Source organism: Streptomyces sp. NPDC058685 (genome assembly GCF_042714725.1).
Classification (GTDB): domain Bacteria; phylum Actinomycetota; class Actinomycetes; order Streptomycetales; family Streptomycetaceae; genus Streptomyces.
In genome coordinates, this window is the sequence record NZ_JBHXSL010000004.1 from 34,319 (window position 1) to 56,422 (window position 22,104).

Sequence of the window (22,104 nt, forward strand, 5' to 3'; positions counted from 1 at the left end):
TGGCGGTGAAAGGCGGGACGCGGCCGTCCGGCTGTGATCGGGTGGGGGCGTGCTGACCCTTCTGCCCGAGCCCGTGCGGCGCGTCACCGCCTGGTGCGTGGTCGCGCTCCTCGTGGCGGGGGTCGGCGCAGTCCTGATCTGGCTGATCAGCACCTTCCAGGCCGCCGTCACCCCGGTCCTGCTCGCCCTGCTCGGAACCGCCCTGCTCGGGCCGCTGCACCGGCGGCTGATCCGGATGAAGATGCACCGCTCGCTGGCCGCCGGGCTGACCTGTGCCGCCGTGGTCGCCGTCGTCGGCGGCGCCGGGTACATCGTCGTCAACGCGCTGATCGAGACCGGCGACCAGATCGTGGCCTCGGTCCGGCAGGCGGCCAGGGACCTCTCCGGCCTTCTCGGGTCCGCCGGGACATCGCTCGACGATCTCGCCTCCAACGCCCGGGAGCTGCTGGGGAAGTTCGGCAGCACCGCCGCGTCCGGCGTCATCAGCGGACTGGGCGTGGTGGCCGAACTGATCGCCACCGCCGTCCTGGCCCTGCTGCTGATCTTCTTCTTCCTGCGGGACTCCCACAAGGCCGTCGGACTGGTGCGCTCCCTGGTGCCCGGATCGAGCGGAGACGCCGCCGAGGCCATGGGGCGGCGGGCCTTCGAGGCCGTCGAGGGCTTCATGCGGGGCACCACGTTCATCGCGCTGATCGACGCGCTGTGCATCACCGTCGGACTGCTGATCCTGCGGGTGCCGGGGGCCATGGGCCTCGGCGCCCTCGTCTTCGTCGGGGCCTACATCCCGTACCTCGGGGCCTTCCTCTCCGGCACGGTCGCCGTGCTCGTGGCGCTCGCCGACCGCGGTTTCGTGATCGCGCTGTGGGCGCTCGGGGTGGTGCTGGCCGTCCAGGTGCTGGAGGGCCATGTGCTCCAGCCCGTCATCCAGAGCCGTACGGTGCAGATGCACCCGGCCGTCGTCATGCTGGCGATCACCGCGGGAGCGGGGGTGGCCGGCATCCTCGGGATGCTGCTCGCCGTCCCGGTCACGGCCGCCGTGTTCGGTGTGATCGGCGAACTGCGCACCCGCTACGCGGCCTCGGGCTCGGGCCCGGCGGGCGGCACCTCGCCCGGCGCCGGGGACTCGTAGAGCTCGAACCAGATCGACTTCCCCTCGCCCCGCGGGTTCACCCCCCACGCGTCCGCGAGCATCTCCATCAGCAGCAGGCCCCGCCCGGAGGAGGCCAGTTCGCCGGGGCGGCGCTTGTGCGGCAGTTCGTCGCTGGAGTCGGTGACCTCCACGCGCAGTTGCCGGGTGCTGTCGCGGCCGACGACCTCCGCGAGGAGCAGGGCGTTCCCGTCCGTGTGGACGAGCACATTGGTCATCATCTCCGAGAGCATCAGCACCGCGGAGTCGACCTGCTCCGCGTCCGCCCAGTCGTGCAGCATCTCCCGCAACTGCTGCCGGGCCACCGCGATCAGCTCGGGCTCCGCCTGCGCCACGCTCATCGCGGTGCGCCGCGCGGCCTCGCGTTCGGGCGATCCGTCGCGGGAGATCAGCAGGACGGCGATGTCGTCCTCGCGCCGGTCGGCGAGCGGGCCGGTGGTGTAGTGCGAGCCGGGGCCGTGGACCGCCTGGACCAATCGGTCGGCGAGCTCCTCCAGCGAACCGCCGTCGTCGCTCTCCAGGACCGCGCGCAGCCGGGCCCACCCGGTGTCCAGATCGTGCCCGCCGGTCTCGATGAGCCCGTCGGTGCAGATCATCATCGTCTCGCCGGCCTCCAGCGTGAAGCTGGTCGTCGGGTAGTAGGTGTCCGGATCGATGCCCAGCGGCAGCCCGCCGTCCGTGGGCCGCGTCAGCACCGTGCCGTCGGCCATCCTGACGGCCGGTTCCGGGTGGCCGGCGCGGGCGATCTCGATGCGCCCGCTCGCCGGATCGGCCTCCAGGTAGAGGCAGGTGGCGAACCGCGGGCTGCAGTGGTCGCCCTCGTCGTAGGTGTCGGTGATGCCGTGCAGAAAGCGGGAGGCCCGGGAGAGCACCGCGTCCGGCCGGTGACCCTCGGAGGCGTAGGCGCGCAGCGCGATCCGCAGCTGGCCCATCAGACCGGCGGCGCGCACATCGTGCCCCTGGACGTCGCCGATCACCAGCGCCATCCGGCCCGACGGCAGCGGGATCATGTCGTACCAGTCGCCGCCGACCTGGAGGCCGCCGCCGGTCGGCACATACCGGGCGGCCACCGACATCCCGGGGATCGCGGGCCCGAGCACCGGCATCATCGAACGCTGGAGGCCCAGCGACAGCTCGCGCTCCGAGTCGGCGACGCCCGCGCGGGCGAGCGCCTGCGCCAGCATCCGCGCGACGGTGGTCAGCACGGACCGCTCGTCGGGGGTGAAGGCCACCCGGTGCTTGAACGCCGCCATCCAGGCGCCGATCGTGCGCCCGGCGACGATCAGCGGCAGGAACGCCCAGGACTGGCGGCCGAAGCGCTCGGCGAGCGGCCAGGTGGAGGGGTAGCGGCGGCGGTACTCCTCCGGTGTGGGCAGGTACGCGGCCCGGCCCGTGCGCACCACCTCGGCCGCCGGGTAGTCCGTGTCCACCGACATGTCGAGGAAGGGGCGGTCGTCGTCCGTCTGGTGCCCGTGGTGGCCGATGATCGTGAGCCGTTCGCCCGCGACACCGAAGACCGCGAGACCGTCCGGCGAGAAGCCCGGCATGGACAGGGACGCCGCGACCCGCAGGACCTCGGCGGTGGAGCGGGCCTCCGCCAGCGCGCGCCCCGCGTCCAGCAGGAACGCCTCGCGGGAGCGCCGCCAGTCGCCGGTGATGGCGGTCTGGGCGGAGGTGCCCTCCGCCGGTTCGGCGACCTCCTGGAGCATGCCGATCAGCAGGTAGCCGCCCTCCTGGGCGATGGGCCTGGAGCGGCTGCGGACGGTACGGAGCACCCGTCCGGCCTCGTCGACGATCCGCAGCCGGCCCTCGGCGAGCGTCCCCTCGGCGATGGCGAGGCTGACGACGCCGTTGATCTCGTTCCAGTCGACGGGGTGGAACCGGGAGCGCACGGTGCCCTCGGGATACGTACCGGATTCGGCGGGCAGCTCGAGCAGCCGGGCGGCCTCCGCGTCGAGGGTGACGGTCCCGGATGCGTTGTCCCACCGCCACAGGCCGGTCGCGATCGCGGCCAGGACGTCCTCGGTGCGCATTGCCTCACTTTATTCCGATCTTCGGTCCGATGACTTCCCGGGGGGCGGGGGCCGGACGGCCCGGCGATCCGGCGCGGCAGGGGAGCGAGAGGGGAGTCCAAGCGGGACATGTATATGCCAATGAGGCCAAGGGGGGCCGGGCGGTAACCTTGACGGGCCCGGCCACCCCCAATCGCTAAGACTGGATGAACGACGATGCATCGGTACAGGTCCCACACCTGCGGCGAGCTCCGCGCCTCTGACGTCGGAGCCGACGTCCGGCTGAGCGGCTGGCTGCACAATCGCCGAGACCTGGGCGGCATCCTCTTCATCGATCTGCGCGACCACTACGGCATCACGCAGCTCGTCGCCCGCCCCGGCACCCCGGCCAACGAGGCGCTGTCGAAGCTCACCAAGGAGACCGTCGTCCGTGTCGACGGCAAGGTCTCCGCGCGCGGCGCCGACAACGTCAACCCCGACCTGCCGACCGGTGAGGTCGAGATCGAGGTCTCCGAGGTGGAGGTGCTGGGCGCGGCCCAGCAGATCCCGTTCACGATCAACGCCGACGACGGCGTCAACGAGGAGCGGCGCCTGGAGTACCGCTTCCTCGACCTGCGCCGCGAGCGCATGCACCGCAACATCATGCTGCGCTCCGCCGTCATCGCCTCGATCCGCCAGAAGATGGTGGCCCTCGGCTTCAACGAGATGGCGACCCCGATCCTGACCGCGACCTCCCCCGAGGGCGCACGGGACTTCGTGGTGCCCTCCCGGCTGCACCCCGGCCGGTTCTACGCGCTGCCGCAGGCGCCGCAGCAGTTCAAGCAGCTGCTGATGGTCTCCGGCTTCGACCGCTACTTCCAGATCGCGCCGTGCTTCCGCGACGAGGACGCCCGCGCCGACCGCTCGCCCGGCGAGTTCTACCAGCTCGACCTGGAGATGAGCTTCGTCGAGCAGGAGGACGTCTTCCAGCCGATCGAGAAGCTGATGACCGAGCTCTTCGAGGAGTTCGGCGGCGGCCGGCACGTCACCTCGCCGTTCCCGCGCATCCCGTTCCGCGAGTCGATGCTCAAGTACGGCAACGACAAGCCCGACCTGCGCGCGCAGCTCGAACTGGTCGACATCACCGACGTCTTCGCGGGCTCGGACTTCAAGGCCTTCGCCGGCAAGCACGTGCGCGCCCTGCCGGTGCCGGACGTGGCCGGCCAGTCGCGGAAGTTCTTCGACGGCCTCGGCGAGTACGCGGTCGAGCACGGCGCCAAGGGCCTCGCCTGGGTCCGCGTGGGCGAGGACGGCTCGCTGTCCGGCCCGATCGCCAAGTTCCTCACCGAGGACGACGTCAAGGTCCTCACCGAGCGCCTCGGCCTGGAGGCCGGCCACGCCGTCTTCTTCGGCGCCGGCGACTTCGACGAGGTCTCCAAGATCATGGGCGCGGTCCGCGTCGAGGCCGCCAAGCGCGCCGGCCACTTCGAGGAGAACGTCTTCCGGTTCTGCTGGATCGTCGACTTCCCGATGTACGAGAAGGACGAGGAGACCGGCAAGGTCGACTTCTCCCACAACCCCTTCTCGATGCCGCAGGGCGGCATGAAGGACCTGGAGGAGAAGGACCCGCTCGACATCCTCGCCTGGCAGTACGACATCGTCTGCAACGGCATCGAGCTCTCCTCCGGCGCCATCCGGAACCACGAGCCCGAGGTCATGCTGAAGGCCTTCGAGATCGCCGGTTACGACCGCGAGACCGTGGAGCACGAGTTCAAGGGCATGCTGAAGGCGTTCCGCCTCGGCGCCCCGCCGCACGGCGGTATCGCCCCGGGTGTCGACCGCATCGTGATGCTGCTGGCCGACGAGCCCAACATCCGCGAGACGATCGCCTTCCCGCTCAACGGCAACGCGCAGGACCTGATGATGGGCGCGCCGACCGAGCTGGACGAGTCGCGGCTGCGGGAACTGCACCTCCAGATCCGCAAGCCGGCCGTCAAGCCCGGCGAGTAGCCGGACACGCAGCGCTGAAGCGAAGGCCCCGCACCGGGTGAATCGGGGCGGGGCCTTCGCCGTCGCCGGCACCGCCGGACACGGCGGGGCGCACTGCTCGCAGGGCGTTCCGACGAGCGGCACTGCCGGGCAACCCGATCGGCACCCCGGCGCGTTCATCTGACGTGGACGACCGAACGCAAGGACGGTGGCGGTGCGATGGGCTCCGAGAGCGACGACGGCGACTTCGAGGAGTTCGTCGCCGCCCGCGGCCCGCGACTGCTGCGCATGGCCTGGCTGCTGACCGGCGACGCCCATCTCGCCGAGGACCTGTTGCAGACCGTGCTGGCCAAGGTGTGGCCGCGCTGGCACAGAATCGCGGCGGACCATCCGGAGGCGTACATACGCAAGGCGCTGGTGCACACCCATGCCTCCTGGTGGCGCCGGCGCTGGCGGGGCGAGGTGCCGCACGGGGTGCTCCCCGACACGGCCGCGCAGTGGGACGCGTACGCCGGGGTCGACCTGGAGCAGTCGCTCGCCGCGGCCGTACGCCTGCTGCCGGTGCGTCAGCGGGCGGTGGTGGTCCTGCGCTACTTCGAGGATCTGAGCGTCGAGGAGACCGCGGCCACGCTCGGCTGCGCCCCGGGCACCGTCAAGAGCCAGTCCGCGAAGGCCCTGCGCACCCTGCGGGCGCTGCTGCCCGCGGCCGTCGTGGAAGGCGGTGAGCGTCGTGCCCGACCGTGAGGGCGACCAGAGCGAGTACGCCGAGCAGGAGCTCCGCGTCCTGCTGGAGCGCGCGACACCCAAGCTGCCCGCCCCCGAGGGACGGCTCCAGCAGGTACGCGAACGCATGGCCCGCCGCCGGCGCATGCGCCGGACCGGGGGCGCCACCGCGGTCGCCGTCACCGCTGTCGTGCTCGCCGGGACGCTGGCGCCGGATCTCCTGCGCGACGACGGCACCCGGCAGGTGACCCCCGCCGCACCGATGCCTTCGGGGAGGGCGGCGCAGAAGGCGGCGCCGGAGACCGCCGTGACCTTTCCCGAGCTCTCCGCGCTGACCCTGCGGCTTCCCGAGCGGTGGCGGGCGCTGGCGGTTCCGGAGACGCCCGAGTTCAAGTCGGCGGCGCAGGGCTTCGCCGGCAACCAGTTGCCCGGCGCGGTCGGCCGGGCCTGCCCGGACAAGGCCGTCCGGGGCTGCCTGCCGCTGGAGGTTCTGCGGCCCGGCGGTGTGTTGCTTACCCTGACGATGGAGCGCGGCGCCGGCTTCGGGACCAAGGCCAGACAGCCGGCGGAGCTGTACGACACGGTCACCGTGACGCCCGCCTGCCGCAAGATCGGCGGTCGGACGTCCTACAGCACACTGGTCGGCGGCGTACCGGACCCCGACGCAGGGCTTCTGGTCACCCTCTGCGTCGCCACCGGCACACCCCGGGGAACGGTGGACGAAGCCCGGCGCATCGTGGCCGGCATGCGGTTCGGCGGCGTGACGGCCTCCCCCGCGCCCACACCGACGCCCTTCGGCACCCTGCCCGCGACACAGCAGCCGAAGATCCCGGAATGAAAGGCCCGTACATGCCCCTGCGGACCGGAGTGATCCCGGCAGTGGCGCTCGCGGCCTCTCTGGTGCTCACCGGCTGTGGTGCGGGCGTCACCGCGGGGGCGCCTCCTTCCGCGGACGCCTCCGCCGTCACCGACACCAAGGGCGGCCGAGCGGGGGTGGCCGAGCCGTTGAGCGCACGGCCGAAGGAGATACCCGGCATCGGACCGTCGACCCGCGCCCGGATCGGCACGGCGTCCCGCCAGGCACTCGTGGTCACCGGCGGCGCCCGCGACGCCAACCGTGCCGTCGCCACCCTCTACGAGCGTGACGACGCCCGAGGCTGGCAGGCCGTCGCCGGTCCCTGGCCGGCACACAACGCGCTGCGCGGCTGGACGGAGGACCACCGCCAGAACGATCTGCGGTCACCGATCGGCGTCTTCGGCCTCACGGACGCGGGCGGCCGGCTGCCGGACCCGGGCACGGCGCTGCCCTACGACCGGGGGCCGGGGTTCACCGCGCGCGGCACGAACTTCGACGGTGAGCCGCTGACCGGGGCGTTCGACTATGTGGTGGCGATCAACTACAACCGCAAGCCCGGCACGACCCCGCTGGACTGGACCCGGCCGCTCGGCTCGTCCAAGGGCGGCGGGATCTGGATCCACGTGGACCACGGAGGCGCGACACAGGGGTGTGTGTCGCTTCCGCGCGGACGGATGAAGGAGCTCCTGAAGAAGCTCGACCCCGACCGGCGGCCGGTCGTGGTGATGGGACCCGCCGAATCCCTGGCCCGCTGAACCCGTGGGACCCGTGGGAGGGGACGGAACGCGCTGAGCCCCGGCGGTGCCGGGGCTCAGCGGTGTCGAGGTGCGCGACGGCGTTACGCCGGCTTCTCCTCCAGGCGCGGGAACAGCACCGCGCCCTTGGTGACCGTCGCGCCGACCGGCAGCCCGCCCCACTCGCCCGCCTGCTGGACACGCTGGTCCGCCAGAGCGCCGAGACCGGGCTCCGCGCCCAGGGAGTCCCACAGCGCCTGCGACGTCTGAGGCATGACCGGGTTCAGCAGGACGGCGACCGCGCGCAGCGACTCCGCCGCCGTGTAGAGGATCGTCGCGAGACGTGCCTGGCCCTCGGGCGAGGTGTCCTTGGCGACCTTCCAGGGCTCCTGCTCGGTGATGTAGCCGTTGACCTGCTTCACGAACTCGAAGACCGACAGGATGCCGCCCTGGAAGTCCAGCTCGTCGCCGATCTTGCGGTCGGCCTCGGCGACCGCACGGGCCAGACCCTCCTGGACCGCCTTCTCGGCCTCGCCGGACGCCGTGGCCTCCGGCAGCGTGCCGCCGAAGTACTTGCCGACCATCGCCGCGACACGGGACGCGAGGTTGCCGTAGTCGTTGGCGAGCTCGCTGGTGTACCGGGCGGTGAAGTCCTCCCAGGAGAACGAGCCGTCCTGGCCGAACGCGATCGCGCGCAGGAAGTACCAGCGGTACGCGTCCACGCCGAAGTGCGAGGTCAGGTCCTGCGGCTTGATGCCGGTCAGGTTCGACTTCGACATCTTCTCGCCGCCGACCATCAGCCAGCCGTTGGCCGCGACCTTGCCGGGCACCGGCAGGCCGTTCGCCATCAGCATCGCGGGCCAGATGATCGCGTGGAACCGCAGGATGTCCTTGCCGACCAGGTGCACGTTCGCCGGGAAGGTCTCCTCGAACTTCGCCGGGTTCTCGTTGTAGCCGACCGCGGTCGCGTAGTTGAGGAGCGCGTCGATCCACACGTAGATCACGTGCTTGTCGTCCCACGGCACCTTCACGCCCCAGTCGAACGTCGACCGGGAGATCGACAGGTCCTGGAGGCCCTGCTTGACGAAGTTCATGACTTCGTTGCGGGCCGACTCGGGCTGGATGAAGCCGGGGTCGGCCTCGTAGAGCTCCAGCAGCTTCGGACCGTACTCGCTGAGCTTGAAGAAGTAGTTCTCCTCCTTGAGGAGTTCCACCGGCGTCTTGTGGATCGAGCAGAGCTTCTGCCCGGCGAACTCGCCCTCGCCGTCGATCAGGTCGCCGGGGAGCTTGTACTCCTCGCAGCCCACGCAGTACGGGCCCTCGTAGCCGCCCTTGTAGATCTCGCCCTTGTCGTACAGGTCCTGCACGAACTCCTGCACACGGTCCGTGTGCCGCTTCTCCGTCGTCCGGATGAAGTCGTCGTTCGCGATGTTCAGGTGCTCCCAGAGAGGCTTCCAGGCCTCTTCCACGAGCTTGTCGCACCACTCCTGGGGCGTGACGCCGTTCGCCTCGGCAGTGCGCATGATCTTCTGACCGTGCTCGTCCGTGCCGGTGAGGTACCACACCTTCTCACCGCGCTGGCGGTGCCAGCGGGTGAGCACGTCGCCTGCGACGGTCGTATAGGCGTGGCCCAGGTGAGGAGCGTCGTTGACGTAGTAGATGGGGGTCGTGACGTAGTACGCCTTCGCCCCCTGCTTCTCGGATCCAGTGGCCGCCATGGTCGAAATCCTAACGGCCCCCGGAAGGTCACCTCACCCCGATAAACCCCGGCCACCGGCACGGAGACGTCAGCGAAACATCCTGTGCCGTAAAAAGACGCATCCTGGGGGGAGAGGCGGCGCGGACTGTGCAGGGGGAGGACAACATGCGGGTACTGGTCGCCGAGGACGAACAGGTTCTGGCAGAACTGGTCGCCACGGGGCTGCGGCGGGCCGGATTCGCCGTCGACACCGTCCACACCGGGGACGCGGCCCTCGCCCACCTCGGACTGCACGACTACGACGTCGTCGTCCTCGACCGCGACCTGCCGCGGGTGCACGGCGACGAGGTGGCCCGCGAACTGGTCGCCTCCGCCGCCCGCACCCGCATCCTGATGCTGACCGCCGCCTCGTCCGTGGAGGACCGGGTGGAGGGGCTCGACCTCGGGGCGGACGACTATCTGGGCAAGCCCTTCGAGTTCCCCGAGCTGGTCTCCCGGGTCCGTGCGCTGCGCCGGCGCAGCGCACGGCCGGTGCCGCCGCTGCTGGAGCGCCAGGGCGTCCGGCTGGACACGGTCCGGCGCACGGCCGAGCGCGACGGCCGGGAGCTGGACCTCTCCCCGAAGGAGTTCTCGGTGCTCCAGATCCTGCTGGAGGCGGACGGGGCGCCGGTCTCGGCGGAGGAACTGCTGGAGCGGGCGTGGGACGCGCACGCCGATCCCTTCACCGGCGCGGTCCGGGTCTGTATGAGCAAGCTGCGGTCGAAGCTGGGGGAGCCCGCGCTGATCCGTACGGCCCAGGGTGTGGGGTACGCCCTGTGAGCCGCGACGGACTGGGGCCCGGCTCGACGATCCGGACCCGGATCGCCCTCGTCTACGGAGGCGTCTTCCTGGTCCTCGGCGCCTGTCTGCTCGGCATCGTCAACGTCCTCTCGCGCGCCGGTACGGATGACAAGGTGACCGCCATCAGGGCGCGCGCCCTGCCGGAACTGCCGGTGCGGGACGTGCGGGGCGCGACCGTGGTGCAGCTGACCGGGAGCGTCCAGGCCGAGGCGGGGCGGCAGATGCTGATCTGGTCGGTGTTCGCCCTGCTGGCGACGGCGCTCTGCGCGGTCGTGGTGGGGTGGTGGACCGCCGGGCGGGTGCTGCGGCCCGTGCACGCCATGACGGCGAAGGCACGGACCCTCTCGGAGCGGGCGCTGCCGGAGGTCCCGCCGGGCGGGGGCTGGGGAAGGATCGGCGCGAGCGGCCCCGACGACGAGCTCAAGGAGCTCGGCGACACGCTGGACTCACTGCTGGCCCGGCTGGAGAAGGCGTTCGACAGTCAGCGGCGGTTCATCGCGAACGCCTCGCACGAGCTGCGTACGCCGCTGGCCACCCAGCGCACCGCGATCCAGGTGGGCCTGGACGCGGGCGCCACCCCGGAGGAACTGGCCGCGACCAAGCGGGTGTTGCTCGACAGCAACCGGCGCAGCGAACGCCTCATCGAGGGTCTGCTGGTCCTGGCGCGCAGCGAACGGGGACTGGCGGAACGCGAGGACGTCGACCTCGGCGAGGTCGTCGTGGAGGAGGCCGCGCGCCACGACGTGACGGCGCGGGTGGCGCGGGGCGCGGTGGTGCGCGGCAACCGGCTGCTGCTGGCGCAGCTGGTGCGCAATCTGGTGGCGAACGCGGTCGACCACAACATCCCGGACGGTACGGTGGATGTCGCGGTGTCCGGCGGTGTGTTCACCGTCGTCAACACCGGTCCGGTCGTCCCCGCGGAGGAGATCGCGGCGCTGTTCGAGCCGTTCCGGCGAGGTGAGGGGCGGGACCGGATGGGGCCCGGGGCGGGCCTCGGTCTCTCGATCGTCCGCACGATCGCGCAGGCGCACGGCGGCACGGTGACGGCCGAGCCCGGGCCCGAGGGCGGGCTGGCCGTCACCGTGACGCTGCCTGGCAGGGCCCGCTAGGGCTTCCAGGTCTTCAGCAGTCCGCCGAACACCTCGGCGTCCGACAGGTCGCGCGGGGCCGGGCCCGCGTGGAAGAACCCGGCGTTGTCGACGGACAGCTTGCGGAGGTAGTCGAACGCCTTCGCGTCGTGCTCGCCGAAGGCGACGAACTGCCAGAACACCTTCTTGCCGGCCGCCGCGGCCAGCGCGTCGGTGGCGGCCGTCTTGGACTCGGGAGCGCCGTCCGTCTGGAAGATCACGAACGCGGGGGCGTCGGTACCGGCCTTGGCGTGCAGGGCGAGCACCTCCTCGACGGCGAGGTGGTAGTTGGTCCGCCCCATGCGCCCGAGGGAGTCGTGCAGTTCGTCGATACGGCCCTCGTACGAGTCGAGGGTGAGCTCCCCGGTCCCGTCGATCTCGGTCGAGAAGAACACGACCCCGACGCCCGCGTCCGCGTCCAACTCGGCGGCGAGAGCGAGAGCCTGCTCACCGAGGTGCTGGGCGCTGCCGTCCTTGAAGTACGGCCGCATGGAACCGGACCGGTCGAGGACGAGATAGACGCGGGCACGGGCGGAGGAGAGTCCGGCGTCGGCGAGGGCGGCGCGGGCGGCGTCGCGACGGGCACCGAGGGAGGCGGTGGCACCGGCAGTCGTCTCGGCCGGCGCGGGGGCGGCGGGCTCGGGCGCCGAGGTGGCCTTGGTGGTGGCGCGCTTGGCGGGGGCGGACTTCTTGGTCGCGGCGGCCTTGGTGGCGGCGGCCTTGGTGGCCGCCTTGGCGGCGGGCTTGTCGCCGGCGTCGGCCTCCACCGTGGCGGGAGCGGCAGCGGTCTTGGCCGGGGCCTTCTTGGCCGGAGCCTTCTTCGCCGGGGCCTTCTTGGCGGCGGCCTTCCGGGGCGTGGCCGCGGGGGTCTCCACCTTCGCCTCGGCGGCGGGCTGCTCGGCCGTGCCCGCGGCGGTGGCCGGAGCCTTCTCGGCCTCGGGCTCGGCGGGTGCCTCCGACTTCGCGGTGGCGGCGGGCACTTCGGCGGCTTCCTTCTTCGCCGGGGCGTCGGCCTTCGGCTTCGCCTCGGCCTTGGTGGCGGCCGACGTGGCGGGGGCCTGGGGCTTCTCGGCCTTCGGCTCGGCGGCGGGCTCGGCCGGGGGAGTTTCCGGCTTCGCCTCGGGGGCCTCCGACTTCGCGGGAGCCTTGGCCTTCGGCTTCGCCTCGGCCTTGGTGGCGGCCGACGTGGCGGCGGCCGGAGCCTTCTCGGCCTCGGGCTCGGCGGGTGCCTCCGACTTCGCGGTGGCGGCGGCCTCTTCGGCGGCTGCCTTCTTCGCCGGGGCGTCGGCCTTCGGCTTCGCCTCGGCCTTGGTGGCGGCCGACGCGGCGGGGGCCTGGGGCTTCTCGGCCTTCGGCTCGGCGGCGGGCTCGACGGCGGGCTCGGCCGCGGGTGCTTCCGGCTTCGCCTCGGGTGCCTCCGACTTCGCGGTGGCGGCCTCTTCGGCGGCTTCCGGCTTCGCCGGGGTCTCGGCCTCAACGGGCGCGGCCGCGGACGCCGCAGGCTCCTCCGTCTTCGCCGACTCCGCAGGCGCCGGGGCCGCGTCGGCCTCGGACGCGGGCGCCGCGGACTCCGGCTTCGCCGACGCCGGCTCCGGTTCCGTCCTCGCCTGTTGCGGGACCGACTTCTTCCGGCCCTTGGGGGCCGCCTTGTCGAACGCCGCCGAGACCAGGTCCGCCGCTCTGTCCGCCGGAGTCGGGGCCGGCACCGTCGCCGATGACGGCGCGGTCGTCGTGGCGGTCTCCGTGCGTTCCGACTGGGGCGGGACGGATGCTGCCGTCGACTCGGTGGGCTCCGACCGGTCGCGACCGAATACCTTGCGCAGCAAGCTCCGAATGCCCATGTGCGAGGCCTTTCGCATGAGTTGAGTGCGATGAATGTCCGCACATGGGCCGGGGTGTCCAAGGTGTGTCCTGGCCAGGGCGGACACGTAAGGTTAGCCGCCGTCCCGCCGGGAGCCCGGCAGGGGCGGGGGACCCGGCGCCGGGCCGTTGGCGAACGCCCGTCCGCCCGCACAAGCAGCCCCGGATTCATCCATCGTTCACCTCGTAGCTGCCACCTTGCACATGACCGCCCCTAATGTCGCAGCCGGATCTTTTTCCGACACGCTGTCGGCGCGGGGTGCGCCGTAGGAGGACGAAGTGCGCAAACTGCTGCCGTTGTTGACCACCAAGCCGCACGCCGGCGGACGTTCCGCCCTCACCTGCCGCTACCGCTGCGGCGACGCCTGTTTCCACGAAGTGCCGAACACCAGCGACAACGAGTACGTCGGCGACGTCATAGCGAGCGCCCTGTCGAGACGATCCATGATGCGTGCCGCCGCCGTGGTGACGGTCGCCGCTGCCGCTGGTACCGGTGCCGTCATCGGGCTCGACGACCAGGCTTCCGCAGCGCCCGCCGGTACCCCGGGCACCGGCGGCAGGCCCGACGGCGCGCGCGGTCTGCGCTTCGCCCCGGTCGCCCCCAACAAGGACGACAAGGTCACCGTCCCGGCCGGCCACTCCCAGAACGTCGTCATCCGGTGGGGTGAGCCGATCCTCCGCGGCGCCCCCGCCTTCAACCCGGACAAGCAGACCGCCAAGGCGCAGGCCGGGCAGTTCGGTTACAACAACGACTTCCTGAGCCTGCTCCCCCTGGACGAGCGCAACCGTCAGATCCTCGTCGCGAACCACGAGTACACCGACGAGATCCTGATGTTCCGCGGCTACGACCCGGCCAACCCGACCCGCGAACAGGTCGAGATCGCCTGGGCCGCGCACGGTCTGTCGGTCGTCGTCGTCGAGGGCGAGCGGACGTCGGGCCGCCTCACCCCCGTCACCCGGCACCACCTCAACCGCCGCCTGCACACCACCAGCGAGTTCAAGGTCACCGGACCGGCCGCGGGCAGCGCGCTGCTGAAGACGTCGGTGGACCCCTCGGGCACCAAGGTGCTGGGCACGCTCAACAACTGCGCAGGCGGCACCACCCCGTGGGGCACCACGCTGCACGGCGAGGAGAACTTCAACCAGTACTTCGCCAACGGCTCCAGCGACACCGACAAGCGCTACGGCGTCGGCACCGCCGCCACCGAGCGCAAGTGGGAGCGGTTCGACAAGCGCTTCGACCTCAAGCAGGAGCCGAACGAGGTCCACCGCTTCGGCTGGGTCGTCGAGCTCGACCCGTACGACCCCGACTTCACGCCCCGCAAGCGCACCGCGCTCGGCCGCTTCAAGCACGAGGCCGCCCAGCCGCGGCTGACCGCAGACGGCCGCCCCGTGGTCTACATGGGCGACGACGAGCGCTTCGACTACTTCTACAAGTTCGTCTCGTCGAAGCGGATGAAGAAGGGCAACTCCCGTGCCGCGCGCGAGCACAACCGCACGCTGCTCGACGAGGGAACCCTCTACGTCGCCAAGCTGACCGGGGACTCCCCCGCGTCGCAGATCGACGGCACCGGCAAGCTCCCGAACGACGGCGAGTTCGACGGCAGCGGCCAGTGGATCCCGCTCGCCACCGGCGACACCTCGCACGTCGAGGGCATGACCGCCGACGAGGTGTACGTCTTCACCCGTCTCGCGGGCGACAAGGTCGGCGCCACCAAGATGGACCGCCCCGAGGACGTCGAGCCGTCCCCGCGCACCGGCCGCGTCTACGTCGCGCTGACGAACAACACCGACCGCGGCAAGGCCGGCAAGGCGGGCGCCGACGAGGCCAACCCGCGCAACGCCAACAAGCACGGCCAGATCCTGGAACTCGCCGAGAACTGGGACGACCCGGCGGGCGACGGGTTCGCCTGGCGGCTGTTCCTGGTAGCGGGCGACCCGGAGGACCCGGCCACGTACTTCGCGGGCTTCCCGAAGAACAAGGTCAGCCCGATCTCCTGCCCGGACAACGTGGCCTTCGACCCGCACGGCAACCTGTGGATCTCCACGGACGGCAACCAGCTCGGCTCGCACGACGGCCTGTTCGGCGTCGCGACCCAGGGCGAGCGCCGCGGTGAGCTCAAGCAGTTCCTGACCGTGCCGATCGGCGCCGAGACCTGCGGTCCCCTCATCCAGGACCGCCGGGTGCTCGTCGCGGTGCAGCACCCGGGCGAGGTCGACGGTGCGTCGGTCGAGAAGCCGGCGAGCGCGTGGCCGGACGGACCGGGCAAGATCGTCCGCCCGTCGGTCGTGGCCGTGTGGCGCAAGGACGGCGGAGACATCGGCGTCTGATCCGGGACTCCGGCAGTGTGATCACGAGGTGGCGCGCACCTGTGCGTGCCACCTCGTGAACTCCTCGGCCGCGTCACCGGTGTACTGCCACGGCACCCGCGCGGCCCGCCCGCCCAGCAGCGCGAACAGCTGCCGTGCCTCCTCGGGCATCCCGGCGTAGCAGGCCGCGTGCGCCAGGTGGTTGAGTTCGCCGACCTCCTCGGGGGCGGCGGGCCCCGGCGGCCGGGCGAGTATCCAGCGCTCCCAGGTGCGCCGCACCTCGGCCACCGCGAGCTCGTGGTGCCAGTGGCGGCCGAAGTCCTTCACGGGCACACGGCCCGTGGCGTCCTCGGTGAGATGGCGGTACTCCTCGACCCGGGCGATCTGCACCAGGACCGGCAGCGGTGATCCGGGCGGGGCCGCGCCCGCCACGTCCCTGGCGAAGTCGTACATGGCGCCGTGCGTCCCGTGCCAGCGCGCCGACCAGTAGCGCAGCAGCTGGGTGTGGCCCTCGATGTTGTCGGCGTCGCGGCGGCGCAACTCGTCGAACCAGCGCCGCAGTTCACGCCGTGAGACCCCGGTGCCGTACAGCCGCGCGGTCGTCAGCAGCGACACCCACGGCATGGGGTCCGACGGATGCGCGTCGGCCGCGGCCAGACAGGCCAGCACCGCCGCGTCGAGCCGTGCCCGGTCGAGGCCGGTACGCCGGCCCGCCTCGATCGCGCGGTGGAAGACGCGGACGACCTCGGTCGCCGCCCGCAGCACCGCCGCGTCCGCGCTGTGCGGCTCGGCGGCACTCCACGCCTCGACGGCGGCCCGGCCGGCCGCCGCGTGGGACAGCAGCCGCACCCGGTGCGTCCGCAGGGCCCAGTTGTCACCCGTGTCCCGCAGCAGGTCCCGTACCCCCTGCCAGCGTCCGATGACGATGTCGTGCAGGGCACCGGCCAGCGCCCGGTCTCCGAAGGCGGGGTCGAAGTCCGGTGCGAAGCGACGGCGTGGAGGCTGCGGCACGTCCCTCAGAACTCCGTGGCCAGCGACCTGTTGGCGTAGTCGGTGTCGCGGGAGGAGTCCGTGCGGCCCTGATCCGCCGCCAGGGAGAGCGTCGCGTCGAGGCGGGCGGGGCGGTAGTACGAACTCCCCCGGCGCCAGTAGTGGATCATCGGCACCAGTCCGGCCGCGAGACCGCCGACACCGATCGCGACCGATGCCGCGCTCAGCTCGCCCAGCGCCTCGACGAGCACCCACAGCATGAACAGTGCCCCGAGCAGCGGCCAGACGCCGCCGAGCACGAAGTCGCGTACGGACGTGAGCAGGGTGCCCCGGTAGGCGACGACCGCGGCGATCCCGGCGAGCCCGTAGTAGAAGGCGATCTGCACACCGATCGCGGCGACGGCCGCCTGGAGGACGTCGCCGACCGAGCCGAGCGCCGTCGACGCGGCGAACATCACGAGCGCCACCGTCCCGACGACGGCGACCGCGACCCACGGGGTGTTCCACTTCCGGTGGACCGTGCCCAGCGCGGCGGGCATGGTGCGGTCACGGCCCATCGCGAACAACGAGCGCGTCACCTGGATCAGTGTGGTCTCCAGGGTGGCGACGGTCGACAACAGCACGGCGACGACGAGCAGTTTGCCGCCGGCGCCGGGCCAGATCGCGTCACCGAGCACGGCCAGTACGCCCGCTCCGCCGGCCCGGATGTCCTCGGCGGTGAGGATGACGTTCACGGCGATGGTGAACGCCTCGAAGAGGAGGAAGACCACGCCGACGCCGATGAGCGCGGCGAGCCCGGCGGTGCGGCGGCTGTCGCGCGTCTCCTCGCTGAGATTGCTGGTGACGTCCCAGCCCCAGTAGTAGAACGCGGCGATCAGTGCCCCGGAGGCGAAGCCGGCCGGACCGTCGAAGTGCGAGAAGCCCAGCCACGACCAGTCGAACGCGGCCGCGGCTCCGCTGTGCAGCAGCGCGGCGGCGATGAAGAACACCAGGATCGCCAGTTCCACGCCGGACAGCAGCAGTTGGGCCCGCACGGTGAGCCGGGCCCCGCCGAGGACGACCAGCAGCATCGCCAGGAACCAGGCCGCGCCGACGGCCGTGGCGAGGAGTCTGTTCTCCGCGAGCGCGGGGTCGACGAGCGACAGCGTCATCGCTCCGGCCGGCAGGGAGCCCGCGACCATGAAGATCGTCGTGGAGACCACCAGCGCCCAGCCGGACAGAAAGCCCAGGAACGGGTGGAGCGTGCGGCCCACCCACGAGTAGCTGGCGCCCGCGTTGACGTCGATCCGGCCGAGCCGGCCGAAGGCGAGCACGATGCCGAGCATCGGGATCGCGCAGTACAGCAGGGACGCGGGGCCGGCGAGACCGACGGTCGCGACGAGGACGGAGGTGGTGGCGGCGATCGAGTACGCCGGTGCGCTGCCGGCCACGGCCATCACGACGGTGTCGAGAGTCCCGAGAGCGTTGGGCCGAAGCCCTCTGCCGGAGTGGTTGCGCATGCGATTCTCCGAAGGCCCTTGTGCCGTACGACATGTGTCGACAGGTCAGAAACGTTCCCGCTCCGGAGTGAAGACCTCCGCGAAAGAAGGACGAGCGCATCGTAGTCGGACGGACGCGCTGCGGTGACGGGGGTGGGGCATCCCCCACCCTCACGAGGCATGGTGACGCCATGGGGTGCCGGTCCGCCGAACTGCTCGCGCCGCACACCACGGGCGGGCTGCCGCAGCAGATCCTGGTACGCGCCGAGCCGGGCGCGGACATGACCGCGGGGCTGCGCGTGCTGGCCGACCGCACCCCTGGCCTGGCGGTCGCCGACCGGGAGGCGCTGATCGCCGCGCACTCCGAGGACACCGGGACCCAGGCGTGGATCAACTGTCTGCTGGTCGGCATGATCGTCGCGTACACGGCGATCTCGGTGGTCAACAGCCTGGCCACGGCGACCGGGGCACGGCGGCGCCAGTTCGGGCTCCAACGGCTGACCGGCGCGACGAAGGCGCAGGTCATGAGGATGCTGACGGTCGAAGGACTGCTGGTGGCGGTCATCGGCGTCCTGCTCGGCACCCTGGCCGCGGCGACGACGCTCGTGCCCTTCGCGCACGCCGCCGCCGGGCGGGTACTGCCGACGGGCTCGCTCTGGATCTACGCCACGGTCGTGGGCGCGGCTGTCGTCCTGGCACTGTCGGCCACCCCGGTCCCCGCCTGGCAGGCGTTGAAAATCCTGCCGGTGCGGGCGGCGCAGGAGTCGTAGAGTCGAGGGCATGGATGCTGAGGGGACCGTGCGGGTCGACGTCTGGATCTGGTCCGTACGGCTGACGAAGACCCGCTCCCAGGCGGCGGCGGCCTGCAAGGCGGGACACGTCCGCGTCAACGGCGAGCGGGTCAAGCCCGCGCACGGCCTGCGCGTGGGCGATCAGCTGCGGCTGTTCCACGCGGGCCGGGAGCGGGTGGTGGTCGTCTCCACGATCCTGCGCAAGCGGGTCGGCGCACCGGTGGCGGTCCAGGCGTACGTGGACAACAGCCCGCCGCCCCCGCCGCGGGAGTTCACGGCGCCGGTGGCCATCCGCGACCGCGGGGCCGGCCGCCCGACGAAGCGGGACCGCCGGGAACTGGAACGGCTTCAGGGCGGTCTGCCGAAGCCGTAGCGCTTCGGGGTCCCGTCGGCGTACGGGGGACAGGTGCGCGGCGGGCCGGCGTGGTGCTCCCCGACGACATGCCGCTAGGTTCCCCGCGCCGGGGACGCGATCGCCCTCGCCGCCATCACCTCCTGGCGCAGCGGCGCCAGAACGCCGTCCTCGCCGCCCTTCAGCTCCGTGCGTACCTCCACCAGCACCACGCTGCTGCGAATGCCCTCGGCCAGGCCCCGCAGCTCCCGCACCACGTCCGTCACCTCGGCGGGCGGCGGCGGGCTCGCGCCGTGGTCGACGCGGACCCGGGCCGCCGTCGTCGCGTCCACGATGCGTTCGGCGGCCACCACCAGCGGCCACCAGGCGGCAGCCCGCGTCCCCGCCGGCGGCGGTTCGGTCAGCGCGCGCTGGAACTCCGACCGCACGGCCGACAGGTCGCGGTAGATCCGCCGGCGCTGCCGCAGTCGTTCCGCCCGGTCACCGGCCGCGTCGAACGCCCCCGCCACATACCGCGCCGTCTCGTCCACCGCGTCCGCCAGCCGGTCGCCGACACGGGTGTGCCAGCTCTCCGGCCACAGCAGATAGCCGGCCACCAGCGCGATGCCGCAGCCGATGAGGCTGTCCACGAGCCGGGGCACCACCAGGCCGAAGCCCTGGTGGTTGAGGATGTCCGAGAACAGCAGGATGACCGGCGTGATGGCCGCGGTCTGGAAGGCGTACCCCTTCGCGGAGAACGCGGGGATCAGCGCGGCGAGCACCACGATCACCGGTACGTCCCACCATCCGCGCGGCACCTCGGAGAGCACGGCCGCGGCGACCACCAGCCCCGCCGCCGTGCCGAGCGCCCGCAGCACCGCACGCGAGAAGACCGACCCGAAGTCCGGCTTCATCACGAAGGTGATGGTGAGCGCGACCCAGTACGAACGGGTCACGGGCACCAGCGCCACCAGCGACTGCGCGAGACCGATGCAGAGCGCGAGCCGCAGCCCGTAGCGCCAGGACGGTTCGGACAGCAGCACACTGCGGGCCGCGCGCCGGAAACGGATGCGCAGCTCCGCCGGCCGTCCGAGCCGGTCGTCGACGTTGTACGGGTCGGGGTCGGACTCGTGCACCACGGCCGCGGCGTGCCGCAGGGCGGCCTCGACGGCCCGGTCCGCCGGACCCTGCGGCTCGGGCAGGACCAGCTCGGGCGGGTCGCTGCGTCTCTCGGCGACCGCGTCCCCCAGCTCCCGTACCGCTTCCGCGATCTCCGGGCGCCGGGACGCCCGGCCGTGCAGATGGGCCGCGGCCGCCGCCTCCACCAGCGGGACGAGCACGTTGAGCTGGGCCAGCAGCCGCACCATCGCACGGCTCCGGCCGTGGGCACGGGCCCGGCGGGCGAGGATCAGGTCGTAGGAGGTGTTCAGGGAGTCGGTCACGGCCTCGCGCCGGTCCGCGTACTCCGCCGTGCCCGCCGCCGCCAGCAGATCGGCGACGCTGCGATAGGTGTCGGCGACGGCGGCCCGCTCCGGCAGCCGTCTGCGAAACGGCCAGCCCAGCAGCGTGAGGACGAGCACGAACAGCCCGCCGACCGTCAGCAGCAGCGGCGCCACCCACCACGGCCGGGGCATCGGCAGGCCCGCGCCCACCACCGCGTTGAGCAGGAGCAGCAGCCCGGAGACGGAGGCGACGGCGCCGATCGACGAGATCATTCCCGAGACCAGCGCGACCAGGGTCAGCACGGCCACCGCGAGCCACTCCCGCCCGTACACCAGGGTGCCGAGCGTGACGCCCACCGCGCCGAACAGCTGCGGGACGGCGATGTTGAAGATCCGCATGCGGTACGCGGACGCGGTGTCGCCGATGACACCGGACAGCGCGCCCATCGACGCCAGAGCGCCGTACGCCGGCTTGCCCAGGGCGAGTCCGACGGCGAGGGGCGTGGCGAGTGCCACCCCCGCCCGCGCCACGGCCGCCCAGGGCACGGGGGCGGACTGCGGCCGCAGCCCGTTGAGCAGCCACTCGGGTGGGGACAGCCGTCCCGCTCGGGTCTCCATGGTCAAGACATGCCTCATGAAGGCGTACGGGAGCAAGTCCCTCCGCTGCGGAGGGGACCCCGCTCGGCTTCGGATGCGCCCTCGCTCGGCTCCGGAGGCCCCTTGCTCGGCTCCGCAGGACCGGGTCCCCCGGAGCCTCAGAGGGTGAAGACCGTCCTGCCGCGCGCCCCGCCCCCGCCGGACCGGACCAGGGCGTCCGGGGCCTGTTCCAGGGGGAGTTCGGCGCCCAGCGGGACCTGGAGCTCGCCGTCGGCGGCGGCCGCGGCCAGGGTGTCCAGCAGATTCGTGGACGGGCGCTGGAGGAAGTCGACGCCCTCGACGCCGGCCGGGAGGCGCGCGCCGGCCGCGACACCGCGCGTCGTGACGGCCGTGCCGCTCGCGCGGACGAGGGCCGCGTTCGCCGCGAAGGCGGCCTGGCTGTCCGAGACGAGGTCGATCAGTGCGTCGACGCCGTCGGGAAAGAGGTCGCGCACGGCCGCGGCGAGGTCCCGGGCCGTGGTGTCGAGCGTGGTGTCCGCCCCCAGTGCGGCCATCCGCCGCTCCCCGTCGCCGCGCACGGCCGCGACGACGCGCACCTCACGCGCGGCGGCCAGCTGGGTGAGGATGCTGCCGACCCCGCCCGCCGCGCCCACGACCAGTACCGACCGGCCGGCCGTCACACCGGTGGCGGCCAGCGTCTCCGCCGCGGTCATGCCCGCCGTCGGCAGCAGTGCCGCCGTACGGAACGACAGCCCGTCCGGGACGAACGCGATCGGCCCGTCCTGCGGCATGGCGACGTACTCGGCGAACGTGCCGGTGCCGACCGGTGGCCGGGCCGCCTGGCCGAAGACCGCGTCACCCACCACGAACCGGCTGTCGCCCGGACCGACGACATCGATGCGGCCCGCGAAGTCCCAGCCCAGGACCAGCGGGAAGACGTGTTCGGCCCGGCCGTCGAACGCGCCGTCGGCGATCTGCCGGTCGACGGGATTGAGCGCCGCGTACTCGACCTTCACCAGCACCTCGCCCTCGGCGGGGTCCGGCTTGGGGACCTGGATCAGTTCGGGCTCGGCCTTGAACGCCTTGACCGCGACAGCGCGCATCCGGAAACACCTCCCGACGGACGGCCCCCTGGGGATACCCCCAGACGGAGTCCGGGGGAGGATCACCACGACGCCTTCACTCTCACCCGGCGCGGC

17 protein-coding genes are annotated in these 22,104 nt (G+C 72.3%); 10 read left to right on the forward strand and 7 right to left on the reverse strand.

The window, feature by feature from the left end; genetic code table 11:
* Positions 1–49: 49 nt before the first annotated feature.
* On the forward strand, positions 50–1,129 hold the full coding sequence (locus tag ACFWU3_RS04710; protein WP_384431121.1) for an AI-2E family transporter: 1,080 nt from the start codon (positions 50–52) through the stop codon (positions 1,127–1,129).
* Here ACFWU3_RS04710 and ACFWU3_RS04715 read toward each other — a convergent pair.
* On the reverse strand, positions 1,069–3,180 hold the full coding sequence (locus tag ACFWU3_RS04715; RefSeq protein ID WP_384431124.1) for a SpoIIE family protein phosphatase: 2,112 nt from the start codon (positions 3,178–3,180) through the stop codon (positions 1,069–1,071). The two genes, ACFWU3_RS04710 and ACFWU3_RS04715, sit on opposite strands and share 61 nt — an antisense overlap.
* 195 nt (positions 3,181–3,375) lie before the next feature.
* Between ACFWU3_RS04715 and aspS the strand changes: the two genes are divergently transcribed.
* The 4 genes from aspS to ACFWU3_RS04735 all read left to right on the forward strand — a co-directional run bounded on the left by aspS (position 3,376) and on the right by ACFWU3_RS04735 (position 7,461).
* Positions 3,376–5,148 (forward strand): aspartate--tRNA ligase, encoded by a 1,773-nt coding sequence (gene aspS, locus ACFWU3_RS04720; RefSeq protein ID WP_384431127.1) that lies wholly within the window; start codon positions 3,376–3,378, stop codon positions 5,146–5,148.
* Between the two features lie 198 nt (positions 5,149–5,346).
* Entirely contained in the window at positions 5,347–5,871 is a 525-nt protein-coding gene (locus ACFWU3_RS04725) for a SigE family RNA polymerase sigma factor (RefSeq protein WP_384431130.1), read from the forward strand.
* Positions 5,858–6,688 (forward strand): hypothetical protein, encoded by an 831-nt coding sequence (locus ACFWU3_RS04730; RefSeq protein ID WP_384431132.1) that lies wholly within the window; start codon positions 5,858–5,860, stop codon positions 6,686–6,688. Before ACFWU3_RS04725 ends, ACFWU3_RS04730 begins: the two co-directional genes overlap by 14 nt.
* The gene (locus ACFWU3_RS04735; RefSeq protein WP_384431135.1) at positions 6,685–7,461 is read left to right on the forward strand and encodes a L,D-transpeptidase family protein; all 777 of its coding nucleotides are present in this window, start codon (positions 6,685–6,687) and stop codon (positions 7,459–7,461) included. Before ACFWU3_RS04730 ends, ACFWU3_RS04735 begins: the two co-directional genes overlap by 4 nt.
* A gap of 83 nt (positions 7,462–7,544) precedes the next feature.
* Here the strand turns inward: ACFWU3_RS04735 and metG are convergent, their stop codons facing one another.
* The gene (gene metG, locus ACFWU3_RS04740; protein WP_384431138.1) at positions 7,545–9,158 is read right to left on the reverse strand and encodes a methionine--tRNA ligase; all 1,614 of its coding nucleotides are present in this window, start codon (positions 9,156–9,158) and stop codon (positions 7,545–7,547) included.
* 146 nt (positions 9,159–9,304) lie between these two features.
* On the opposite strand from metG, the gene ACFWU3_RS04745 reads away from it, so the two are divergent.
* Both ACFWU3_RS04745 and ACFWU3_RS04750 read left to right on the forward strand, forming a co-directional pair.
* Positions 9,305–9,958, forward strand: a complete 654-nt coding sequence (locus ACFWU3_RS04745; protein ID WP_384431141.1) for a response regulator transcription factor — start codon at positions 9,305–9,307, stop codon at positions 9,956–9,958.
* Positions 9,955–11,088: a sensor histidine kinase gene (locus ACFWU3_RS04750; protein ID WP_384431144.1), complete on the forward strand. Its 1,134-nt coding sequence runs from the start codon at positions 9,955–9,957 to the stop codon at positions 11,086–11,088. Before ACFWU3_RS04745 ends, ACFWU3_RS04750 begins: the two co-directional genes overlap by 4 nt.
* On the opposite strand, the gene ACFWU3_RS04755 is transcribed toward ACFWU3_RS04750, so the two are convergent.
* Positions 11,085–12,947 (reverse strand): VWA domain-containing protein, encoded by a 1,863-nt coding sequence (locus ACFWU3_RS04755; RefSeq protein WP_384431147.1) that lies wholly within the window; start codon positions 12,945–12,947, stop codon positions 11,085–11,087. The two genes, ACFWU3_RS04750 and ACFWU3_RS04755, sit on opposite strands and share 4 nt — an antisense overlap.
* A 298-nt stretch (positions 12,948–13,245) precedes the next feature.
* Between ACFWU3_RS04755 and ACFWU3_RS04760 the strand changes: the two genes are divergently transcribed.
* Complete coding sequence (locus ACFWU3_RS04760) at positions 13,246–15,297, forward strand: PhoX family protein (protein ID WP_384431149.1); 2,052 nt, start codon at positions 13,246–13,248, stop codon at positions 15,295–15,297.
* A 21-nt stretch (positions 15,298–15,318) separates the two neighbouring features.
* Here the strand turns inward: ACFWU3_RS04760 and ACFWU3_RS04765 are convergent, their stop codons facing one another.
* Both ACFWU3_RS04765 and ACFWU3_RS04770 read right to left on the reverse strand, forming a co-directional pair.
* Entirely contained in the window at positions 15,319–16,287 is a 969-nt protein-coding gene (locus ACFWU3_RS04765) for a hypothetical protein (protein ID WP_384431153.1), read from the reverse strand.
* Between the two features lie 5 nt (positions 16,288–16,292).
* Positions 16,293–17,765: an APC family permease gene (locus ACFWU3_RS04770; protein WP_384431156.1), complete on the reverse strand. Its 1,473-nt coding sequence runs from the start codon at positions 17,763–17,765 to the stop codon at positions 16,293–16,295.
* Between the two features lie 170 nt (positions 17,766–17,935).
* Here ACFWU3_RS04770 and ACFWU3_RS04775 point away from each other — a divergent pair, with 170 nt between their 5' ends.
* Both ACFWU3_RS04775 and ACFWU3_RS04780 read left to right on the forward strand, forming a co-directional pair.
* Entirely contained in the window at positions 17,936–18,514 is a 579-nt protein-coding gene (locus ACFWU3_RS04775; RefSeq protein WP_384431159.1) for an ABC transporter permease, read from the forward strand.
* Positions 18,515–18,524: 10 nt separating this feature from the next.
* Entirely contained in the window at positions 18,525–18,908 is a 384-nt protein-coding gene (locus ACFWU3_RS04780; protein WP_327682215.1) for an RNA-binding S4 domain-containing protein, read from the forward strand.
* Positions 18,909–18,982: 74 nt separating this feature from the next.
* Here ACFWU3_RS04780 and ACFWU3_RS04785 read toward each other — a convergent pair whose 3' ends face one another.
* On the reverse strand, positions 18,983–20,944 hold the full coding sequence (locus ACFWU3_RS04785) for an FUSC family protein (RefSeq protein ID WP_384431162.1): 1,962 nt from the start codon (positions 20,942–20,944) through the stop codon (positions 18,983–18,985).
* 119 nt (positions 20,945–21,063) lie between these two features.
* Complete coding sequence (locus ACFWU3_RS04790; protein ID WP_384431165.1) at positions 21,064–22,008, reverse strand: NADP-dependent oxidoreductase; 945 nt, start codon at positions 22,006–22,008, stop codon at positions 21,064–21,066.
* Positions 22,009–22,104 lie beyond the last annotated feature (96 nt).